The 18,816-nt window shown below is 73.7% G+C and carries 23 protein-coding genes and 1 tRNA gene; 9 read left to right on the top strand and 15 right to left on the bottom strand.

The features are described from left to right. Nucleotides 1–7: 7 nt before the first annotated feature. A complete protein-coding gene (locus AC3YO9_RS14585; protein ID WP_489983685.1) occupies nucleotides 8–1,009 on the bottom strand; it encodes a P1 family peptidase in 1,002 nt (333 codons plus the stop codon). Nucleotides 1,010–1,128: 119 nt separating this feature from the next. Between AC3YO9_RS14585 and AC3YO9_RS14580 the strand changes: the two genes are divergently transcribed. Then, on the top strand, nucleotides 1,129–1,911 hold the full coding sequence (locus tag AC3YO9_RS14580; protein WP_127782136.1) for an alpha/beta fold hydrolase: 783 nt from the start codon (nucleotides 1,129–1,131) through the stop codon (nucleotides 1,909–1,911). A 20-nt stretch (nucleotides 1,912–1,931) separates the two neighbouring features. After that, nucleotides 1,932–2,633 carry a PIG-L deacetylase family protein gene (locus AC3YO9_RS14575; protein ID WP_206518096.1) on the top strand — a complete coding sequence of 234 codons (702 nt, stop codon included), beginning with the start codon at nucleotides 1,932–1,934 and terminating at the stop codon, nucleotides 2,631–2,633. Between the two features lie 24 nt (nucleotides 2,634–2,657). On the opposite strand, the gene AC3YO9_RS14570 is transcribed toward AC3YO9_RS14575, so the two are convergent. Next, complete coding sequence (locus AC3YO9_RS14570) at nucleotides 2,658–2,885, bottom strand: DUF2277 domain-containing protein (RefSeq protein ID WP_489983684.1); 228 nt, start codon at nucleotides 2,883–2,885, stop codon at nucleotides 2,658–2,660. Nucleotides 2,886–2,974: 89 nt separating this feature from the next. On the opposite strand from AC3YO9_RS14570, the gene AC3YO9_RS14565 reads away from it, so the two are divergent. After that, complete coding sequence (locus AC3YO9_RS14565; protein WP_489983683.1) at nucleotides 2,975–3,613, top strand: HD domain-containing protein; 639 nt, start codon at nucleotides 2,975–2,977, stop codon at nucleotides 3,611–3,613. A 32-nt stretch (nucleotides 3,614–3,645) separates the two neighbouring features. Continuing rightward, nucleotides 3,646–4,590 (top strand): NAD-dependent epimerase/dehydratase family protein, encoded by a 945-nt coding sequence (locus AC3YO9_RS14560; RefSeq protein ID WP_489983682.1) that lies wholly within the window; start codon nucleotides 3,646–3,648, stop codon nucleotides 4,588–4,590. A 15-nt stretch (nucleotides 4,591–4,605) separates the two neighbouring features. Here the strand turns inward: AC3YO9_RS14560 and AC3YO9_RS14555 are convergent, their stop codons facing one another. The 7 genes from AC3YO9_RS14555 to AC3YO9_RS14525 all read right to left on the bottom strand — a co-directional run bounded on the left by AC3YO9_RS14555 (nucleotide 4,606) and on the right by AC3YO9_RS14525 (nucleotide 9,350). After that, nucleotides 4,606–5,157, bottom strand: a complete 552-nt coding sequence (locus tag AC3YO9_RS14555) for a TetR/AcrR family transcriptional regulator (RefSeq protein WP_489983681.1) — start codon at nucleotides 5,155–5,157, stop codon at nucleotides 4,606–4,608. Beyond that, nucleotides 5,121–5,318 (bottom strand): DUF5708 family protein, encoded by a 198-nt coding sequence (locus AC3YO9_RS14550; RefSeq protein ID WP_164860568.1) that lies wholly within the window; start codon nucleotides 5,316–5,318, stop codon nucleotides 5,121–5,123. The genes AC3YO9_RS14555 and AC3YO9_RS14550 overlap by 37 nt, the downstream gene beginning before the upstream one ends. A 162-nt stretch (nucleotides 5,319–5,480) precedes the next feature. Further along, a tRNA-Ala gene (locus AC3YO9_RS14545) sits at nucleotides 5,481–5,553 on the bottom strand. Between the two features lie 30 nt (nucleotides 5,554–5,583). Further along, nucleotides 5,584–6,384, bottom strand: coding sequence for a divisome protein SepX/GlpR (gene sepX / locus AC3YO9_RS14540; protein ID WP_489983680.1), 801 nt, complete (start codon nucleotides 6,382–6,384; stop codon nucleotides 5,584–5,586). Nucleotides 6,385–6,521: 137 nt separating this feature from the next. Further along, entirely contained in the window at nucleotides 6,522–7,181 is a 660-nt protein-coding gene (locus AC3YO9_RS14535; RefSeq protein ID WP_489983679.1) for a GNAT family N-acetyltransferase, read from the bottom strand. A 10-nt stretch (nucleotides 7,182–7,191) separates the two neighbouring features. Next, on the bottom strand, nucleotides 7,192–8,442 hold the full coding sequence (gene glp / locus AC3YO9_RS14530) for a molybdotransferase-like divisome protein Glp (RefSeq protein WP_127782130.1): 1,251 nt from the start codon (nucleotides 8,440–8,442) through the stop codon (nucleotides 7,192–7,194). Continuing rightward, on the bottom strand, nucleotides 8,439–9,350 hold the full coding sequence (locus AC3YO9_RS14525; protein WP_489983678.1) for a UTP--glucose-1-phosphate uridylyltransferase: 912 nt from the start codon (nucleotides 9,348–9,350) through the stop codon (nucleotides 8,439–8,441). The genes glp and AC3YO9_RS14525 overlap by 4 nt, the downstream gene beginning before the upstream one ends. Nucleotides 9,351–9,400: 50 nt before the next feature. Here AC3YO9_RS14525 and AC3YO9_RS14520 point away from each other — a divergent pair, with 50 nt between their 5' ends. The 5 genes from AC3YO9_RS14520 to mscL all read left to right on the top strand — a co-directional run bounded on the left by AC3YO9_RS14520 (nucleotide 9,401) and on the right by mscL (nucleotide 12,276). Further along, nucleotides 9,401–10,018, top strand: a complete 618-nt coding sequence (locus AC3YO9_RS14520; protein WP_489983677.1) for a 5-formyltetrahydrofolate cyclo-ligase — start codon at nucleotides 9,401–9,403, stop codon at nucleotides 10,016–10,018. Between the two features lie 81 nt (nucleotides 10,019–10,099). After that, the gene (locus AC3YO9_RS14515) at nucleotides 10,100–10,420 is read left to right on the top strand and encodes an FmdB family zinc ribbon protein (protein WP_489983676.1); all 321 of its coding nucleotides are present in this window, start codon (nucleotides 10,100–10,102) and stop codon (nucleotides 10,418–10,420) included. 35 nt (nucleotides 10,421–10,455) lie between these two features. Beyond that, nucleotides 10,456–10,893 (top strand): VOC family protein, encoded by a 438-nt coding sequence (locus tag AC3YO9_RS14510; RefSeq protein ID WP_489983675.1) that lies wholly within the window; start codon nucleotides 10,456–10,458, stop codon nucleotides 10,891–10,893. Between the two features lie 130 nt (nucleotides 10,894–11,023). Next, nucleotides 11,024–11,785 carry an SAF domain-containing protein gene (locus AC3YO9_RS14505; RefSeq protein ID WP_489983674.1) on the top strand — a complete coding sequence of 254 codons (762 nt, stop codon included), beginning with the start codon at nucleotides 11,024–11,026 and terminating at the stop codon, nucleotides 11,783–11,785. Nucleotides 11,786–11,838: 53 nt separating this feature from the next. After that, on the top strand, nucleotides 11,839–12,276 hold the full coding sequence (gene mscL / locus AC3YO9_RS14500) for a large conductance mechanosensitive channel protein MscL (RefSeq protein ID WP_489983673.1): 438 nt from the start codon (nucleotides 11,839–11,841) through the stop codon (nucleotides 12,274–12,276). Between the two features lie 18 nt (nucleotides 12,277–12,294). Here mscL and AC3YO9_RS14495 read toward each other — a convergent pair whose 3' ends face one another. The 6 genes from AC3YO9_RS14495 to AC3YO9_RS14470 all read right to left on the bottom strand — a co-directional run bounded on the left by AC3YO9_RS14495 (nucleotide 12,295) and on the right by AC3YO9_RS14470 (nucleotide 18,766). After that, entirely contained in the window at nucleotides 12,295–12,495 is a 201-nt protein-coding gene (locus AC3YO9_RS14495) for a hypothetical protein (RefSeq protein WP_489983672.1), read from the bottom strand. 2 nt (nucleotides 12,496–12,497) lie between these two features. Then, on the bottom strand, nucleotides 12,498–12,995 hold the full coding sequence (locus AC3YO9_RS14490; RefSeq protein WP_489984067.1) for a MogA/MoaB family molybdenum cofactor biosynthesis protein: 498 nt from the start codon (nucleotides 12,993–12,995) through the stop codon (nucleotides 12,498–12,500). Between the two features lie 74 nt (nucleotides 12,996–13,069). Beyond that, nucleotides 13,070–14,602 carry a S1C family serine protease gene (locus AC3YO9_RS14485; RefSeq protein ID WP_489983671.1) on the bottom strand — a complete coding sequence of 511 codons (1,533 nt, stop codon included), beginning with the start codon at nucleotides 14,600–14,602 and terminating at the stop codon, nucleotides 13,070–13,072. A gap of 144 nt (nucleotides 14,603–14,746) precedes the next feature. Beyond that, entirely contained in the window at nucleotides 14,747–15,745 is a 999-nt protein-coding gene (locus tag AC3YO9_RS14480) for an alpha/beta fold hydrolase (RefSeq protein WP_489983670.1), read from the bottom strand. Between the two features lie 4 nt (nucleotides 15,746–15,749). Continuing rightward, nucleotides 15,750–17,291: an FAD-binding protein gene (locus AC3YO9_RS14475; RefSeq protein WP_127782120.1), complete on the bottom strand. Its 1,542-nt coding sequence runs from the start codon at nucleotides 17,289–17,291 to the stop codon at nucleotides 15,750–15,752. Between the two features lie 92 nt (nucleotides 17,292–17,383). Further along, nucleotides 17,384–18,766: a HAMP domain-containing sensor histidine kinase gene (locus AC3YO9_RS14470; RefSeq protein WP_489984066.1), complete on the bottom strand. Its 1,383-nt coding sequence runs from the start codon at nucleotides 18,764–18,766 to the stop codon at nucleotides 17,384–17,386. Nucleotides 18,767–18,816: the final 50 nt, after the last annotated feature.

Raw genomic sequence — 18,816 nt, 5'->3', positions numbered from 1 at the left:
CGCAGCGCTACAGCCGCCAGGGCTCCCAGCTGCCGGCCGGGGTGCGCACCGCGGTGGCCGCGGCCACCCCGTCCAGCACGGCCAGCCGCACCGCCTCGGCGGCGGCGGCCTGCAGCGCCACCAGCGCCTGCACCCGCTGCACCCTGCTCTCCCCCGGCAGCGGCACCGCCCCGGTGGCCAGGGCGAAGATGGTGTCGCCGTCGCTCATCGTGTGCGCCACGTCCAGGGCGCGGGCCAGCCCGTCGTGGGCGGCGGTGGCGGTGCGCGAGGCCTCCGCCGGGTCGAGGGCGGCGTCGGTGGCCACCACGGCCAGGGTGGTGTTCAGCGCCTGCGTGGCCAGGGGGTGGATCGCCGTGCCCTCGCCCGCCGCCGGCGGCTGCCCCACGGCCGGGCTGCCTGCCGCGTTCACCACGGCGATCGCGCCCACCACCGCTCCCCCGGCCTCGGGCCCCAGCGTCACCGAGGCGGTGCCCACCCCGCCCTTGGCGCTGCCCCGGGCGATGAGCGCCCCGGTGCCCGCACCCACGCAGCCGCGCACCACGGGGGCGTGGTCTTCGGTGGCCGCGGCGGCAGCTGCGGCGGCGTGACCCATCTCGGCGTCCGGGCGGGCGGTGAACTCCCCGCCCCGGCCCAGGTCGAACAGCGCCGCCGCCGGCACGATGGGCACCACCTGGTGCGGCTGCGGCCCCACCGGGAAGCCCCGGCCGTGCTCCTCGCACCAGCGCTGGACCCCGTGCGCGGTCACCAGGCCGTACGCGCTGCCACCGGTGAGCACCACGGCGTCGGCGGTGGGCACCAGCGTCCGCGGGTCCAGCGCGTCGGTCTCGTGCGTGCCGGGCCCACCGCCGCGCACGTCCACCCCGGCCACCGTGCCCGGCGGCGGCAGCACCACGGTCACCCCGGTCAGCCAGCCGTCCCCGGTGCGCTGGGCGTGACCCACCCGCACCCCGGTGACGTCGGTGATGCCCGTGCTGGTCGTGCTGGCCTTGTCTGCAGGGCTGTCGGTCATGTCGGGAAACTACCGCCCAGCACCCCGCGGGCTGTTCGTGTCGCGGGGCGTCACGGCCCTCCCTAGCCTGGTCGGCACGGGAGCAGCTGTGACACGTCGGACCAGTCGGAGGCCAGTCGATGAACGTTTCTCGCACGGGCACGGGGGCGCCGGTGGTGCTGGTGCACGGCCTCGGGTCGAGCCTGGGGACTTGGGACCGCATCGTCGGCCCGCTGGCCGAGGAGCGCGAGGTCATCGCCGTCGACCTGCCCGGCTTCGGCAAGACCCCGCCACTGCTGGGCGAGGTCTCCGTGGCCACCCTCACCGACGCCCTGGCCGACTTCCTGCGGGAGGAGGGCCTGGCGGAGGCCGCGCTGGTTGGCAGCTCGTTGGGGGCGCGGATGGTGCTGGAGCTGGCCCGCCGCGGGCACCAGGGCACCGTGGTGGCGCTGGACCCGGGCGGCTTCTGGAACGCCCAGCAGGCCCGCTTCCTCAAGGGCAGCCTCATCGCCTCCATCGGCCTGGTCCGCCGCATCCAGCCGGCGCTGCCCCGGCTGAGCACCAGCGCCGCCGGCCGCAGCGTGCTGCTGGCCCAGTTCGCCGCGGCGCCGTGGAAGCTGCCTGCCGAGCTGGTGCTGCAGGAGCTGCAGGGCTTCACCGCGGAGGCCTCCCCGTCCCTGGACGAGGCGCTGCACGCCCTCGCCGAGGGGCCGCTGCAGGCGGGCGCCGACCCGAGCGTCCCGCACGGCACGGTGGTGCTGGGCTGGGGCCGGCAGGACCGGGTGACGCTGCCCAGCCAGGCCGCCGTCGCCGCCGAGCGCTTCCCGTCGGCCACGCTGCACTGGTTCGACCGCTGCGGGCACTTCCCCCACTGGGACAGCCCCGAGGAGACCACCCGGCTGATCCTGCAGAGCACCAGCTGAGACGCACGGAGGGCTCCGCCATGAGTGCTGCCAACCGGGGCATGGTCGACCTGCCCGAGATGCCGCTGGACTGGCACCGGGCGCTGGCCATCGCCGCCCACCCCGACGACCTGGAGTACGGCGCCGCCGGCGCGGTGGCCACCTGGGTGCAGGCCGGCAAGGAGGTGGTCTACCTGCTGGTCACCCGGGGCGAGGCGGGCATGGACAGCCTGGACCCGGAGGTCACCGGCCCGTTGCGGGAGGCCGAGCAGCGCGCCGCCGCCGCGCAGGTCGGCGTGCACACCGTGGAGTTCCTGGAGGGCTACAGCGACGGCGTGGTGGAGTACGGAATCGCGCTGCGCCACGACCTCGCCGCTCGCATCCGCCACTACCAGCCCGACCTGGTGCTCACCGGCAGCCACCGCGACACCTGGCCCTCGGGCGGGTGGAACTTCGCCGACCACCGTGCGGTCGGGCTGGCCACCATGGACGCCGTCGCCGACGCGGGCAACCGGTGGATCTTCCGCGACGCCGGCGAGCCGTGGAGCCCGCGGCTGGTGGCGGTGGTCGGCTCTCCGCGTCCCACCCATTGCCTGGACGTCTCCGCCACCACCGAGCTGGCGGTGGCCTCGCTGGCCGAGCACCGCGCCTACCTGGCCGAGCTGGGCCTGGACGCCCGCGGTGTGCTGGCGCAGGTGATGCCCAACCCCAACGTCGCCGCCTTCGAGATCTTCGGCGCCTAGCCGGGAGCACCACCCGGCCGGCGGTCAGGACTTGGCGGCGGTGGTGGCGCCCCGCACGTGCAGGTCGCCCAGGAGCTCCTGGGTGGCCGCGGTGACGGCGTCCACGGCGCGGTCGAACACCTCGGCGTTCACCTTGGCCGGGGAGCGCATGCCGCTGATCTTGCGGACGTACTGCAGGGCGGCGGCCCGCACGTCATCGTCCGTGACATCCTCGGCGTAGGGCGGGCGGAGCGTCTTGATGCTGCGGCACATGTGGCCAGCGTAGGGACGCACGCGCCGCTTGCCCACCCCCTGACCAGGGCATTCAACACTGGTGCCCACCCACCACCGAAGGGAAGCTGATGGCTGAGCAGATCGCGGGAGTCACCGTTCCGGACACCCAGCTGGTGGCGGAGGCGACCGAGCTGGTGCGCACCGCCACGTCCGACCTGCTCTACCACCACTCCCGGCGGGTGTTCCTCTTCGGCAGCCTGCAGGGCGAGCGCCGGGGCCTGCGTCCAGACCCGGAGCTGCTCTACGTCGGCGCCATGTTCCACGACCTGGGCCTCACCGACACCTACCGCAGCGCCGACCAGCGCTTCGAGGTGGACGGCGCCGACGAGGCTCGCCGCTTCCTCACCGCCCACGGCCTGGACAGCGACGCCGTGCGCCGGGTGTGGACGGCCATCGCGCTGCACACCACCCCGGGCATCCCCGAGCACCTGGAGCCGGAGGTGGCGCTGGTGACGGCGGGCGTGGAGACCGACGTGCTGGGCATCGGCTTCCACGACCTGGACGCGGCGCAGCTGGAGGCCGTCACCGCCGCGCACCCGCGCCCGGACTTCAAGCGGCAGATCCTGCAGGCCTTCACCAACGGCTTCGCCGACCGGCCCGACACCACGTTCGGCACCGTCAACGCCGACGTGCTGGCACACTTCGTCCCCGGGTTCGTCCGCACCGACTTCGTCGAGGTGATCGAGGCCAACCCCTGGCCCGAGTAGGAGCCGGGGTCCACCGGAACGGGGAGGTCGACGTGCGGGTACTGGTCGCGGGAGCCACGGGCGTGCTGGGCACCCCGCTGCTGCCCCAGCTGACGGCGGCGGGCCACGAGGTGCTCGCCCTGGCCCGCCCGAGCAGCCGGGTGCAGGCACTGGGGGCGCGCAGCGGGGTCACCGTGGTTCCGGCCGACGCCCTGGACCGCGAGGGGCTGACCCGTGCGGTGCGCGACGTCGCCCCGGACGCGGTGGTGCACCTGCTGACGGCCATCCCCGCCGAGATCGACCCGCGCCGGATGGGCCAGGCCTTCGCCACCACCAACCGGCTGCGCACCGAGGGCACCCACACCCTGCTCGACGCCGCCGACACCGCGGGCGTGCAGCGGGTTGTCGCCCAGAGCATCGCCTTCGGCTACGACCCCCGCGGCGCGGGGCTAGCCACCGAGGACACCGCGCTCTGGCCGCGACCGGCACGTCAGTTCGCCAGCGTGCTCGCCGCGGTGCAGGAGCTCGAGCAGCGCACCGCGCAGTCCGGTGGGCTGGTGCTGCGCCTGGGGCACCTCTACGGGCCCGGCTCGGCCTTCGGCCTGAACGGTTCGTTCACCAGCCAGGTGCGCGCCCGCAGCCTGCCCATCGTGGGCAGCGGTGATGCGGTGTTCTCCTTCATCCACGCCCGCGACGCCGCAGCCGCGGTGGTGGCCGCGCTGGACAGCCAGGTGACCGGGGCGCTGAACATCGTCGACGACGACCCCGCGGCGACGCGGGAGTGGATCCCCGAGCTGGCCCAGGTGCTCGGCGCCCCGGAGCCGCGGCACATCCCGGCGCTGGTGGCCCGGCTGGCGGTCGGCGCCTGGGGCGTGGCCTTCATGACGGCGCTGCGCGGGGCCGACAACAGCCGCGCCAAGGAGCTGCTGGGCTGGCAGCCCGGGTACTCGTCCTGGCGCGAGGGCTTTGCCGCGGAGCTGTCTGCCGACGACCGCTAGCCGGTGGCCACTGGCTCAGGCTGACCCGAGGCCCGCGACGAACGGCACGATGGTGCGCTCGACCAGCGCTCGCCGATCGGGGTGGGGCAGCACGAGGCACTGGACGGTGACTCCGTCGATGAGCGCGAGGAGCGTCGAGGCCTGCTCGTCAGTGAGTCCGTGGTCGGCGAACCAGGAACGGAGCTCGCGATCGAGCTGGGCCGAGACCGCCGCCAGCTCGGGGTCGACAGCCGAAAGGGCGGCGTAGGCGAGCCACACGCGAGCGCGGCGCTCGCGTCGGTCGTCCAGGGGCAGCCACTGCTGCACGACGTCCATCAGCGTGGTGGCACCGGAGGCCATCACGTCGGCGAGGAACTGCTCGCCCGCGTGATCGAAGCCGGCGCGCACCAGCTCGCTCTTGGTCCGGTAGTAGTACTGCACCTGCGCCGGTGACACCCCCGCCGCTGCGGCGACGCTGCGGACGCTCAGCGCTCCAGCTCCGTGCTCGGCCAGCACGGTCAGCACGGCGTCGAGCAGGCGGGTGACGGCCATCAGTCGTGCGGCCGCCGCGACTGGATCCTCGACCACCCGGTCACCGCGAGCTCGATCGCGCCGAGCACCGCGATCACCAGACCGGCCTGACGCAGACCCACGACCGGGGTCTCGACGTCGCGGAAGACGAAGAACATCGTCAGCCCCCCAATGACCATGACTGCACCGACGACCAGCTCCCAGCCCTGCTTGCTCATGCCCGCTCCTCATCTCTGTACGACTGTATTGTACGAATGTACAGTGATGAGCGGCTGCGGTCCAGGGTGTGCTGATGGCTTTGACGCGGGCCGGAAAAGCAAAAGGCCCGAACCCCGGCCAACATGTCTGTCGGCGAGAATTCGAGCCTTGTGCATTCCCGGTGGAGCTGAGGGGATTCGAACCCCTGGCCTCCTCGATGCGAACGAGGCGCGCTACCAACTGCGCCACAGCCCCGGGTACTGCGAGCGAAACTCTAGCAGCCCGCTACTGACCCGACGCACGCGGTAGCTCGTACGGGCGGTCGTCCAGCTCGTCGAAGGCGGGGTCCTCGTCGTCGATCTCCAGGACCACGGCCCCCGGGCGACGCAGGCGCTGCGGGACCACGCCGAACTCGTCGTCCTCGGTGGAGTGCACGCCCAGGCGGGCGCGGCCCATGCGGGCCATCCGGCGCTCGCGGACGTTCTCCTCGATGCGCACCTGGCGGCGCAGGTAGGCCAGGTAGCCGACCAGGCCCAGGTCGATCAGCACGTGCACGGTCCACAGGCTGCTGAACGCGACACCGGCCAGGACGGCGGTGAGGACTGCGGCGATGAGCAGGCCGAGCACCACGCGCTGGCGGAAGGAGTAGCGGGCCATCCGGGCCACCGCGTCGGCCTCCGGGTCGTAGCCGCCGCGGCCGGTGCGCCGGGGCGCCTCGAGCTCACGGTGCTCGTCCTGCTCGTACTGCTCGTGCTCGTCCAGCCCGCCCAGGGGCGCGTGGTCAGCCTCGTCCGTCCTGGTGATGGCCAGCACCTGGGTCGGGTGGTCGTGCATCGAGTCGTCCGCTGCTGTCTTGTCCACCACTGTCTCCTCGTGCTCGGGCTGGCGCCAGTCCGGGTTGCTGCGGTGTCCCGCGGCCGGTCCGGGTCGTCGTAGCTTGATGCCGCTGCCGCCCCGGTGCAGCACGCGTGCCGCGAGGGCTCCGTCTCCGGTGCGGCGCACCTCCTGCCGGTACTTGGCCACCATGGGGACCAGCACCGCCAGCCATGCCGCGACGAGACCGACAAAGATCAGCGAGCTCGGCACGGCAACCACCCCCGGGAGCTAAACGACATCAGTGTAAGCACGGTAGTCAGGTGCACCCCGCGGGCGCGACAGGCGCGCCGGGTGTCGCGAGACACGCCGCGCCGTGTCGCACGACACGCCGTGCAGCAGCGGCGTTTTCAGCTCCACTGGGCGCGGCCGGAGTGCACCAGCGCCGCGGTGAACCCACCCACCTGCTCCTCGGCGGTCAGCGCCACCAGCACGTGGTCGCGCCACTCCCCGTCCACGTCGAGGTATCGGCGCAGCAGGCCCTCCTCGCGGAAGCCCACCCGCGCCAGCACCGACCGGCTGGCGGTGTTCTCCGGACGGACGGTGGCCTCCACGCGGTGCAGCCCCACCGGGCCGAAGCAGTGGTCCAGGGTGAGCGCCAGGGCCGCGGTGGCCACTCCCCCGCCGGTGAGCGGGGTGGCCACCCAGTAGCCCACCCAGGCCGACAGGAGCGCACCCCGCACCACGTTGCCCACGGTGATCTGCCCGGCCAGCTCGCCGTCCACCTCGATGGCGAAGGGCAGCAGCGTGCCGTGCCGGGCCGAGCCCCGCATGGCCGAGCACACCAGCGGCCAGCTGGACACGCTGTTGCGGGCGCGCCACGGACCGACGCCGGTGGGCTCCCACGGCAGCAGCTGCGCCTCGTCCCGGGTGCGGACGTGGCTCCAGGCGGCGGCGTCGCGCAGCCGGATGGGCCGCACCCGCACCTGCCCGGCCCGCACCCGCACCGGACCGAGCCGAGCGGGCCACCCGGGATGGCGGTCGCTGGTGCGTCGGTCGCGCACGCTCACCGCCGGGTGCCTAGGCCCGCTGGGCCAGGAACGCGACCTTGACCTCGTCGCCGGTGCGCACCTCGGTGACGTCGGGATCCACCAGCACCAGGCAGTTGGCCTCGGCGAGGGTGGCCAGCAGGTGCGAGGACGACCCCGGGGCGCCGCCGAGGGCCTGCACCAGGTAGTCCCCGGTGGCCTCGTCGCGCATCAGCTGCCCGCGGAGGTACCCGCGGCGCCCGGCGATGGAGGTCACCGGGGCCACGGTGCGGGCCATGACGATCCGGCGCATCGGGTTGCGCTTGCCCAGCGCCACGCGGACCAGTGGCCGCACCATCACCTCGAACACCACCAGGGCGCTGACGGGGTTGGCGGGCAGCAGGAAGGTGGGGACCTTCTCGTCGCCCAGGCGGCCGAAGCCCTGCACGGAGCCGGGGTGCATGGCCACCCGGTCCACCGTCACCTCGCCCAGGTCGGCGAGCACCTCGCGGACCTGCTCGGAGGCGTTGCCGCCCACGGCGCCGGAGATCACCACGATCTCGGAGCGGATGAGCTGGCCCTCCACCACGTCGCGCAGCTTGCGGGGGTCGCCGGTGGCGATGCCCACCCGGGTGACGGTGGCGCCGGCGTCGCGGGCCGCCGCGGCCAGCGCGTAGGAGTTCACGTCGTAGACCTGCCCGGAGCCGGGCGAGCGGTCGATGTCCACCAGCTCACCGCCCACCGAGATCACGGCCAGCCGCGGGCGCGGGTGCACCAGCACCTTGTTCTTGCCCACGGCGGCCAGCAGACCCACCTGCGCGGCGCCGATCACCGTGCCCGAGCGCACCGCCACGTCGCCGGGCTGGACGTCGTCACCGATGTGGCGCACGAAGTCGCCGGAGCGCACGGGCTTCTTCACGGTGAGCCGGGCGGCGTTGCCGTCGGTCCAGCTCAGCGGCAGCACCGCGTCGGCCAGGGTGGGCAGCGGGGCGCCGGTGTCCACCCGCACGGCCTGGCGGGGCTGCAGCCGGGTGGGCTGGCGCGAGCCGGCGTTGACCTCGCCGACCACCGGGAGGGTGACCGGGGTGGCCCCGACCTCCTTGGGGTCCTTGGGCAGCTGCACGTCGATGCTGCGCACCGCGTAACCGTCGATGGCGGCCTGGTCGAAGCCGGGCAGCGGGTTCTCCGCCACCACTTCCTCGGCGCACAGCAGCCCCTGGGCCTCCGAGATCGCCACTCGCACCGGCCGCGGGCGCACCGCGGACTCCAGCACGCGAGCGCGCTGCTCGTCGACAGACTTCACGACGGGCTGCCCTGCGCGAGCCGCTCCTGCAGGTACTCCCGCAGCCCGGGGCCGTAGGTGTCGTCCTGCAGCCCGTAGTCCACGGCCGCGCGCAGGTAGCCACCCGGGTTGCCCAGGTCGTGGCGGCCGCCGCGGTGCACCACCACGTGCACGGGGTGACCCTCCTCGATGAGCAGCGCGATGGCGTCGGTGAGCTGCAGCTCGCCGCCGGAGCCGGGGGTGATGCGGCGCAGCGCGTCGAACACCGCGCGGTCGAGCAGGTAGCGCCCGGCCGCGGCCAGGGTGGACGGAGCGTCCTCGGGGGCAGGCTTCTCCACCATGCCGACCACGCGCTGCACGTCCGGTCCGTCCCCGCTGTCCTCCACGGTGAACACGCCGTAGGCGGACACCTGGTCCTCGGGCACGTCGAAGGCGCAGAGCACGGTGCCGCCGTGACGGGCGCGGACGTCGGCCATCACGGTGAGCACGCCGTTGGGCAGCACCAGGTCGTCGGGCAGCAGCACGGCCACGGCCTGGTCGTCGTCGGTGAGCTCGTCCTCGGCGCAGCCGACCGCGTGGCCCAGCCCCAGGGCCTCCTCCTGCAGGACCGACGACACCTCCAGCAGCGACGGCGCGCGCAGCACCTTCTCCAGCTGGGCGGTCTTGCCGCGCTCGCGCAGCGTCTCCTCCAGCTCGGGGTCGGGGTGGAAGTAGTCGACCACGCTCTCCTTGCCCGGCGAGCTCACGATCAGCAGGCGCGTGGCCCCGGCCTCGGCCGCCTCGGAGGCCACCAGCTCGATCCCCGGCGTGTCCACCACCGGCAGCAGCTCTTTGGGTACAGCCTTGGTGGCGGGAAGGAATCGGGTGCCGAGCCCAGCCGCCGGGACGATGGCCGTCCTGAACTGGGGTGGCTTAGCAGCGCTGCTCATGGCGCTCACCTTATCGGCGTGCGCGGCCAACCCCCGGCAATGATGGTCGGATGAGTGGGAACGACGACGTGACAGCCGCTTCGACGGCACCAGATCTCGACAAGTCCGCTTGGCGCACAAGGGTGCTGGCCGCGCGGCGCGCGCTCGACGGGCGGGTCCGCGACACCGAGGCAGGCCTGCTCAGCCGGCACGTGCTGACGGTCGCCGACGGCTGTGCCGTGCTCGCCGCCTACGTGCCGGTGGGCACCGAGCCCGGCTCCCTGGCGATGCTCGACGCCGTGCGGGCCCAGGGCACCCGGGTGCTGCTTCCGCTGACCGGCGCGGCCGGGGACCCGCTGGACTGGGCGGAGTACGAGGGCGCCGACCGGCTGGTGCCGGCCGCCCACCGCCTGCGGGAGCCGGCCGCGCCCGCGTTGGGCCCGCACGCGATCGCTCAGGCCGAGGTGGTGCTGCTGCCGGCGCTGGCCGTGGACCGGGCCGGCACCCGGCTGGGGCGGGGAGCCGGCTGCTACGACCGCTCGCTGCCCCTGGCCAGCCCGAGCGCCCGGCTGGTGGCCGTGGTGCGGGCGGCGGAGGTGGTGGCGCGGCTGCCGCGCGAGCAGCACGACATCCCCGTCAGCACGGCCCTCACACCTGCGGGACTGATTCGCCTGGGCAACGCGTTGTAACATGCGTGTTGGCACTCCGGCTGTGGGAGTGCCAGCGGCGTACCCCGCACCGCCACAGCAGACCTTTCGCGGAGGACCTACGTGCCCACCTACTCCTACGCCTGCACCGAGTGCGGCCACCGCTTCGACGCTGTGCAGTCGTTCACCGATGCCAACCTCACCGAGTGCCCGCAGTGCACCGGCAAGCTCCGCAAGCTCTTCAACTCCGTGGGTATCGTGTTCAAGGGCAGCGGCTTCTACCGCACCGACAGCCGCGCGGGTGCCGTCCCCAGCGGGGAGAAGGCCACCTCCTCCTCGGCGTCCACCGACAGCAGCACCGCCTCGACCCCGTCGAGCACCACCACCAGCAAGAGCGACTCGGCCACCAGCAAGCCGGCCAGCACCACACCCAGCGCCAGCTGACCCCTCACCCAGCTCCCGGCGGGAGGCGAGACGACATGGCTCGCGACATGCAGATCACCTACGACTGCGCTGACCCGGCCGGGTTGGCCGCGTTCTGGGCCGAGGCGCTCGGCTACCGGCTGCAGGACCCGCCGGGCGACTTCACCTCGTGGGGGCAGGCGCTGGAGGCGTGGGGCGTGCCCGCCGAGCACCGCAACGACGCCTCCGCGGTGGTCGACCCCGACGGTGCCGGTCCGCGGCTGTTCTTCCAGCGGGTGCCCGAGCCCAAGCAGGCCAAGAACCGGGTGCACCTGGACGTGCGCGCTGCCCCCGGGCTGGAGGGCGAGGAGCGGATGGCGGCCCTGGAGGCCGAGGCCGAGCGGCTCACCGCGCTCGGGGCCCGCCGGCTGCAGCGCCACGAGCCTGCTCCCCCGATGAACGCCGGCCACCTGGTGCTGGCCGACCCCGAGGGCAACGAGTTCTGCCTCGACTGACGGGCCTTTCTCGCGGCCTGTCCACAGCCGGCCGCCGCCCTGCACAGCGCGGTGGCACCGGCCCCGGCCTCGGCCACCCCGCACCTAGCGTGCCGGTGAGCGCCTGCGTGGGCGCAGGGACGAGGCAGCCATGGCCAACCACACCAGCGGTCGCCGCCGCCCCGCGGCCCGCAGGCCCGCCCCGGCGACCCGCGGGCCCGCCCCGGTGACACGGGCCGAGGCCCGGGCGCCGCGGCGGCGGCTGCGCGCGAGCAACCTGGCGCCGCTGTGGCGGGAGCGGCTGGCCGAGCTGAGCAGACCCGGCTGGGCGCGCACCGCCGCCGTCCGGCGCGTGGTGGCCGCCCTGCTGGTGCTGCTGGCCGGGGTGCTGGCGCTGCGGGGCGACCCGGGCACCGCCGGCACCGCGGTGCTGGTGGCCACCCGGGACCTGCCACCGGGTCACGTGCTGGGCGACGCGGACCTGCAGGTGGTGCACCGCCCGGCCCAGCAGCTGCCCACCGGTGCCCTGGCGCTGGCCAGCGACGCCACTGGGCGCGCCCTGGCGGCCGCGGTGCGCAGCGGGGAGCAGCTCACCGACGTGCGGCTGCTGGGACCGGCCCTGGCGGTCGCCGCCACCGGCGACGCCGCCACCACCGCGGTGCCCCTCCGGCTGCCCGACGCCGACGTGGCCGACCTGCTGCACCCCGGCGACACCGTGGACGTCCTGGGCCTCGGCGGCACCCGGGGCGCGGTGACGGTGGTGGCCACCGACGCCACGGTGCTCAGCGTGCCGCCGGCCGATCCCAAGCGCCGCTCCGAGGGCCGGCTGGTGGTGCTGGCCCTGCCGGCCGAGCAGGCGGGGGCGGTCGCGGCGGCTTCCCTTTCCGAGTCGCTCACCATTACATTCCACTGACCGCGAGGCACGTCCACCGGCCGCGGGACCTGTTGCCACAGTGAGGGAGAGCAGTGCTCAAGGGGTTCAAGGACTTCATCATGAAGGGCAACGTCATCGACCTGTCGGTGGCTGTGGTGATCGGCGCTGCCTTCTCCGCCATCGTCACCTCCTTCACCACGCACCTGATCAACCCGTTCATCGCGGCGGTGGGCGGCGCCAACGCCAACGGGCTGGGCTTTCAGCTGGTGGCGGGCAACCCCAAGACGGTGGTGGACGTCGGGGCGGTGATCACCGCGGGCATCAACTTCCTCATCGTCGCCGCCGTCGTCTACTTCCTGCTGGTGGTGCCCATGCACCGGCTGCAGGAGCGCCGCCAGAAGGGCGTGGAGGCGGGGCCGGACAAGCCGACCGACGTCGCGCTGCTCACCGAGATCCGGGACCTGCTCGCCGCACAGCAGCACGCCACCGAGGCCGAGCCACAGACCCGGGCCGCCGCCGGCACCCCCTAGAGCGAGCGGAGCAGCCGCTCAGCCGTGGTGCGGCGGCACGTTGCGGCGCAGCTCCTCGTCGTTGCCACCGGCCGAGCTCTCCGCGGCCGGGCCGCGCTCGTCGCGAGTGGTCTCCGGCAGCACGTCACCGAAGATGCGCTGCCGCCGTTCCCGGGCCCGGCGCCGCTCCGCCGCCGCCTCGTCGGCGGGGGCGGAGCGGTCGGGGCGAGCGTCAGCCACGCTCAGGCGTCGAGACCGGAGAGCTCGGAGATGACGTGCCCGACCAGCGGGGTGAGCGTGGCCATCCCGTCGCGCACGGCGGAGCGGGAGCCAGCGAGGTTGACCACCAGGGTGCTGCCGGAGACGCCGACGAGCCCGCGGGACAGGCAAGCGTCCACCGAGCCGGCGGCCAGGCCGGACGCGCGCAGCGCCTCGGCGATGCCGGGGATGGAGCGGTCCAGCACGCCGGAGGTCGCGTCCGGGGTGACGTCGCGCGGGGAGACGCCGGTGCCACCGACGGTGACCACCAGGTCCACCCCGCCGATCACCGCGGTGTTCAGCGCGTTGCGGATCTCCACCGGGTCGGCGGCCACCGCCACGGTGGCGTCCACGTGGAAGCCGGCCTCGCTCAGCAGCTCGGAGACCAACGGGCCGTTGGGGTCCGGCTCGTCCCGGCTGGCGGTCCGATCGTTGACGATGACCACCAGTGCGCGTCCCAGGCGGGAGTCCTCCATGTCCATGAGGCTCACCGTAGTGCCCTCCTCGACAAGCGCCGGGACGAGGTCGAGCGTGACCGTGGTGCCGGTGCGCATGGTCAGTTCCCCGCCTTCACGGTGTTGCCCTGCAGGGTCACCTGGGTGGTGCTGGTGTCGCCGCTGGGGCTCTTGATCGTCAAGGTCACCGTGTCGCCCGGGCGGTGCGAGCGGATGGCGGCCACCAGGGTGTCGCCGTCGGGGATCACGCGGTCGTCGACCTTGGTCACCACCGAGCCGGCGGCGATGCCGGCCTTCTCCGCAGCGCCGCCGGGCGAGACGGCGGCCACGGCCGCGCCCTGCAGCGACGTGCTGGCCGACGAGCGGGAGCTGGTGCCGGCCGAGGCGTCGGTGACGCTGACGCCCAGCACCGCCTGGGTGGCGGTGCCGCTGCCGATCAGCTCCTGCGCGATGCGCATGGCCTGGTCCACCGGAATGGCGAAGCCCAGGCCGATGGAGCCGGACTGGCTGCTGGAGGAGCTGCCGCCCAGGGAGGCGATGGCGGAGTTGACGCCGACCAGCTCGCCGTTCATGTTCACCAGCGCACCGCCGGAGTTGCCGGGGTTGATGGCGGCGTCGGTCTGCACGGCGTCGAGCACCGAGCTCTGCCCGCTGGCCTCGCCGCTGGCCCGCACCGGGCGGTTCAGCGCGCTGACGATGCCGGAGGTCACCGTGCTGGCCAGCCCCAGCGGGGAGCCGACCGCCACCACGTCCTGGCCCACCGCGAGGTTGGACGAGCTGCCCAGGCTGATGGGGGTGAGGTTGGTCTGGTTGGCCATCTTGATGACGGCGATGTCCGAGGACGGGTCGCGGCCCACGATGGAGGCGGCCTCGATGGTGCCGTCCTTGAGCACCACTCGCAGCTGACCGGATCCGCCCGCGGCCGCGGCGATCACGTGGTTGTTGGTGAGGATCAGCCCGTCGGCGGAGAGCACCACGCCCGAGCCCTCGCCGCCCTGGGTGCCGCTGGCGACCTCGATCTGCACCACGCTGGGGACCACCTTGGCGGCGACCTCCTGCACCGAGCCGGGGGCGGCGGCCGCGGGCTGGGCCTTGACCGTCTCGCTGCCGCCCAGGGCGGTGACGGTGGTGTTGCTCGAGCCGCTGTCCAGGTTGGCACCGACCGCGCCGCCCACCCCGCCGGCCAGCAGGGCCAGGGCCAGTGCGCCGGCCACCAGCTTGCCGGTGCGCTTGCGGGGTGCCTCGGTGGGGGCCGAGCCCGGGTGCTGCTGCTGCGCGCCGGCATAGGGGTAGCCGGGCGGGTACACCGGGTACTGGTGGGTGGGCGAGTCGCCCTGGGGTCGGCCGTAGAAGCCGCCCGAGCCGGGCTGGGCCGGGCCCCGGCCGTAGGGGTCGTAACCGGAGGCGCCGTGACTCGAGCCGGAGGCGACGTCACTCGAGCCGGAGGCGGCCTGTCCCGAGCCGGCGTCACCGGAGCCGCCCTGGCCCTGCCGCGACCACCAGGAGTCCGGCACCGCGCCGGGCTGCGGCTGGGCGCCGGACTGGCGGCCGCCGGTCTCCTCGGGCCCACCGTCGCCGGAGGAGCCAGCAGGGGTGGGCTGCTCGTGCGGGAAGCGCTCGTTGCCATCGGTCATGTCACCACTGTGCCGCGCCTGGCTGAGAAGCCGCTGAGATGCACCCGGGGGTTGGCCGGGAGTGTGGTGAACAAGACGCCTGAGCCCGGCCACCGGGGTGGCGGAACCCGCTGACCAGCAGCGAGACCGGTCAGCGCGGGGCCGTCAGCGGCCGTGCGCCTCGTCCAGGAAGGCCACGTAGGCCTCGCTCACCTCGTCCGGGCACTCCATGTTCAGCATGTGCCCGGCCCCGTCGATCATCCGCTTGCCCCGGACGTCGGCGTGGTGGTCGGACAGCTTGTTCACCGGGTCGCGTCCGTGCCACACGGCCAGGTCGATGTCGTTCTCCGAGCCGATGAAGTAGAACGGCACCGTGCTCGGGCCGGTGTAGGACTTGCGGTGCTCCCACACGTCGTCGAGGGCCAGGTACCAGCCGATGCCGCCGGCGAAGCCGCTGCGGGCGTAGTCGGCCACGTAGGTCTCCAGCTCCCACTCCGACATCCACGACCACGGCAGCGGCGGGGGCTGCGGGAGCGCCTCCCGATAGGAGGTGCCCGGCGGGTGCTGCCACACCTGGGTGAAGTCGGCCGTGCCGGAGAGCGCGTGGAAGATCTTGGCCAGGATCTCCCGCGGGTGCGCGGCGTAGTCCTGCGCGGCCGCCTCGGGCTGGTCCAGGTAGTAGGACATGTGGTTGAACCGCTTGGCGCCGCGCTTGCGCTCGATCACCGACGGGGCCACCGACCCCACCGAGATGAACGGGTTCTGCAGCCCGATCACCGCGCGCATCCGCTCGGGGTGGTGGTAGGCCAGGTCGTAGGCGGCCATGCCGCCGAAGTCCAGGCCGGAGAACACCGCCTGCTCCTCGCCCAGGTGGTCCAGCAGCCCGACGAGGTCACCCACGACGGCGTCCACGCCGTAGCCGGAGCCGTCCGTGGGAGCGCTGGTCTGGCCCATCCCCCGCAGGTCCGGCGCCACCACCCGGTAGCCGGCGTCGGCGATCACCCCGATCTGGTGGCGCCAGCTGAACGAGGTGTGCGGAAAGCCGTGCAGCAGCACGACCAGTGGACCCTGCCCCTGCTCGACGTAGTGCACGTCGAGGCCGTTGATCCGGGCGTAGTGGTGCTCCCAGCCCAGCGGGGACACCGGAGCAGCGGCAGGGTCCATGGCGTCAGCCCTGCCGGTTCTGCTTGACGTCCAGCGCGGCGAGGTGGGCGAACACCATGCTGGCGCCGATGGGGTTGCCACCGCCGGGGTACACCGTGCCGGTGACCGCGGCCATGGAGTTGCCCGCCGCGTACAGGCCGGGGATCACCGCGCCCTCCTTGTCCAGCACGCGGGCGGCGGTGTCGGTGCGCATGCCGCCCTTGGTGCCCAGGTCGGACAGGCCGAAGGCCGCGGCGTGGAACGGGCCCTGCTCGATGGGCACCAGCGGCGAGGCGCCGCCGGAGAAGGCCCGGTCGTAGGGCTCGTCACCGCGGTGGAAGTCCTCGTCCGACACGGCCGAGACGAAGCCGTTGAACCGGGTGACGGTGGCCACCAGGTTCTCCGCCGGCACACCGATCTGCTCGGCCAGCTCCTCCAGGGTGTCGGCGGTCTTCCACAGCCCCGCCGCCACGTAGTCCTTGGGGTCGCCCATGGGCTGCATGGACGCCACCACCGGTGGCTTCTCGCCCTCGCGGTCGTCGTAGACCATCCAGTACGGCAGGGTCACGGTGCCGGCGGTCATCGCGTCGATCACCTCGCGGCCCAGGCGGTCGTAGGGCAGCGACTCGTTGACGAAGCGCTCGCCGTTGTCGTTGACGAAGATGCCGCCGGTGAACCACAGCGAGAACGCGGAGCGACCGTCCGGGTGGGTCACGCCGGGCGACCACCACGCCTCGCTCATCAGGTCCACGTCGGCGCCGATGGCGATGCCCGCCGCGATCGCCTTGCCCTGGTTGCCGTCCGGGCCCATGGTGTCGCGGGCGGTGCCGGGCACGCCGTACTTGGCGCGCATCTCGTCGTTGCCCTCGAAGCCGCCGGAGGCCACGATCACGCCGCCGCGGGCGCGGATGGCCCGGCGCTCGCCGTTGTGCTCCACGATGGCGCCGACCACGGCGCCGTCCTCCACCACCAGCTCGTCCACCGTGGTGGAGGTGTAGGTGGTGGCGTTGTCCATGCCGTCCATCGCCCACAGGAAGCGGCCGATCAGCGACTGCCCACCGGTGAGGGTGGGGTCCAGCGGCGCACCGGCGCGCTCGACGGCCAGCGTCGGGCGCAGGTCGTCGCGCACCGCGCCGATCTTCTCCGCCTTCATCGGCTTGGGGATGATCTGGCGGCCCTGGGCGTGCGCCTTGGGGGCGGAGCCGAAGTAGTCGGCCCACGGCAGCACCGCGAACGCGAAGTGCTCGTCGTCGCTGGCCAGGTAGTCCACCAGCGGGGCGCCGTTGTCCAGGAACGCGTCCTGCAGCTCCACCGGGGTGCGGTCGCCGACCACGGCGCGGAAGTAGGTGCGGACGTCGTCCATGCTGTCCTGCACCCCGGCCTCCTCGAGGACCTTGTTGCAGGGCAGCCACATGCCCGCGCCGGAGTAGGCGGTGGTGCCACCGAACTTGTCCGTCGCCTCCACCATGATGGTGTCCAGCCCCTCACGGGCTGCGGTGTAGGCACCGGTGACGCCACCGCCGCCGGACCCGACCACCAGGACGTCGCACTCTTCACTCCACTGCATGCTGCACCTCTCCACAGAAATGTGTGATCTGAACCATAGTGGCTGGTGGGCCGGGGTTTCGGGCAGCGAGTTCCAGTGACCGGGAGCGGGCCTCAGGCGTCGGTCAGCGGCCGCGGGGAGCCGGGCAGCCGCAGCCGCACCCGGGCCCCGCCGCGGTCGGACTCCTCGGCCCACACCGCGCCCTGGTGGCGCAGCGCCACCTGCTTGACGATGGCCAGGCCCAGCCCCGAGCCGGGCATCGACCGCGAGCCGGTGGAGCGGTAGAAGCGCTCGAAGACCAGGGCCCGGTCCTCCGGTGCGATGCCGGTGCCGGCGTCGCTGACGACCACCTCGACGTGGTTGGGGTCCACCTGGGTCATCACCACCTCCACCCGCTCCCCGGCCGGGCTCCACTTGGCCGCGTTGTCCAGCACGTTGAGCACCGCCCGCTCCAGCGCGGTGGGGTCGCCCACCAGGTACCAGGGCTGCAGCCAGGCGGTGAAGGTGATCTCGCTGCGCCGCCGGCGCGCCCGCTCCAGGGCCTCCTCCACCACCTCGGCCAGGTTCAGCGGCAGCTGCACCACCTGCGGGGCGTCCTCGCGGGCCAGCTCCACCAGGTCGCCCACCAGGGTGGACAGCTCCTCCAGCTGGGCCACCACGTCGGCGTGCAGCTCGGCCCGGTCGGTCTCCCCCAGCTGCGGCGCGCCGGGGGCGCTGGAGGCCATCAGCAGCTCCATGTTGGTGCGCAGCGAGGTGAGCGGGGTGCGCAGCTCGTGGCCGGCGTCGGCCACCAGGCGGCGCTGGCGGTCCCGGGACTCCTCCAGCGACAGCAGCATGGCGTTGAAGCTGCGGGTGAGGCTGGCCAGCTCGTCGTCGCCGGTCACCGGGATGGGGGTGAGCTCGTCGGTGCGGGCCACCCGCTGGGCGGCCTCGTTGAGCCGGGCCACCGGACGCAGCCCGGCCCGGCCCACGGCGGCGCCGGCCACGACGGCGACCAGGATGCCCGCGCCGCCCACGGTGAACAGCACCACCGCCAGGTTGTGCAGCACCAGGCGGGTGGGGGCCAGCGACTGGGCCAGCACCAGGGTGGTGCCGTTGGGGGCCCGCTGGGCCAGCACCCGGTAGTCCTCGGTGGTGCGCAGCGACTCCACCGAGACCCCCATGGCCACGTCCAGCTCCGGCTTGCCCACCGGGGCGCCGCGGCCGGAGTAGGCCACCGCGCCGCTGGGCAGGATCACGGACACCCGCACCCCGGAGGAGAACAGCGTGGCGATCTGCAGGTTCTCCTGCGAGATGGACTCCAGCAGGTTGCTGTTGAGCACGGTGGTGGCCCGGTTGCGCAGCTGGTTGTCCACGTCGTCGTAGAGGGCGTTGGACACCACGAAGTAGGCGGAGGTGGCCATCAGCGCCACGGCCACGGCCACCACCACCGCGGCGAGCATGGTCACCCGGGCGCGCAGGGACATCGACCGGGTCAGCGGCATGGGCGCGCGCATCTTGTGCGGCCCGGTGCTGCTGGTCGGCGCCTCCGGCGGGTGCGGGCCGG

The organism is Rhodococcus sp. Z6_132, from assembly GCF_058133635.1.
Note: the sequence above shows the minus strand (reverse complement) of the source record. Positions and strands in the feature narration are given on the sequence as shown.

What these genes read in the sequence shown, in the direction of transcription:
- AC3YO9_RS14490 (WP_489984067.1), bottom strand. Translation starts at nt 12,995, where the DNA reads ATGGACATGGAGGACTCCCGCCTGGGACGCGCACTGGTGGTCATCGTC.
- AC3YO9_RS14565 (WP_489983683.1), top strand. Translation starts at nt 2,975, where the DNA reads ATGGCTGAGCAGATCGCGGGAGTCACCGTTCCGGACACCCAGCTGGTG.
- AC3YO9_RS14485 (WP_489983671.1), bottom strand. Translation starts at nt 14,602, where the DNA reads ATGACCGATGGCAACGAGCGCTTCCCGCACGAGCAGCCCACCCCTGCT.
- AC3YO9_RS14480 (WP_489983670.1), bottom strand. Translation starts at nt 15,745, where the DNA reads ATGGACCCTGCCGCTGCTCCGGTGTCCCCGCTGGGCTGGGAGCACCAC.
- AC3YO9_RS14575 (WP_206518096.1), top strand. Translation starts at nt 1,932, where the DNA reads ATGAGTGCTGCCAACCGGGGCATGGTCGACCTGCCCGAGATGCCGCTG.
- AC3YO9_RS14510 (WP_489983675.1), top strand. Translation starts at nt 10,456, where the DNA reads ATGGCTCGCGACATGCAGATCACCTACGACTGCGCTGACCCGGCCGGG.
- AC3YO9_RS14550 (WP_164860568.1), bottom strand. Translation starts at nt 5,318, where the DNA reads ATGAGCAAGCAGGGCTGGGAGCTGGTCGTCGGTGCAGTCATGGTCATT.
- AC3YO9_RS14470 (WP_489984066.1), bottom strand. Translation starts at nt 18,766, where the DNA reads ATGCGCGCGCCCATGCCGCTGACCCGGTCGATGTCCCTGCGCGCCCGG.
- AC3YO9_RS14585 (WP_489983685.1), bottom strand. Translation starts at nt 1,009, where the DNA reads ATGACCGACAGCCCTGCAGACAAGGCCAGCACGACCAGCACGGGCATC.
- AC3YO9_RS14570 (WP_489983684.1), bottom strand. Translation starts at nt 2,885, where the DNA reads ATGTGCCGCAGCATCAAGACGCTCCGCCCGCCCTACGCCGAGGATGTC.
- AC3YO9_RS14475 (WP_127782120.1), bottom strand. Translation starts at nt 17,291, where the DNA reads ATGCAGTGGAGTGAAGAGTGCGACGTCCTGGTGGTCGGGTCCGGCGGC.
- AC3YO9_RS14520 (WP_489983677.1), top strand. Translation starts at nt 9,401, where the DNA reads ATGAGTGGGAACGACGACGTGACAGCCGCTTCGACGGCACCAGATCTC.
- AC3YO9_RS14580 (WP_127782136.1), top strand. Translation starts at nt 1,129, where the DNA reads ATGAACGTTTCTCGCACGGGCACGGGGGCGCCGGTGGTGCTGGTGCAC.
- AC3YO9_RS14525 (WP_489983678.1), bottom strand. Translation starts at nt 9,350, where the DNA reads ATGAGCAGCGCTGCTAAGCCACCCCAGTTCAGGACGGCCATCGTCCCG.
- AC3YO9_RS14505 (WP_489983674.1), top strand. Translation starts at nt 11,024, where the DNA reads ATGGCCAACCACACCAGCGGTCGCCGCCGCCCCGCGGCCCGCAGGCCC.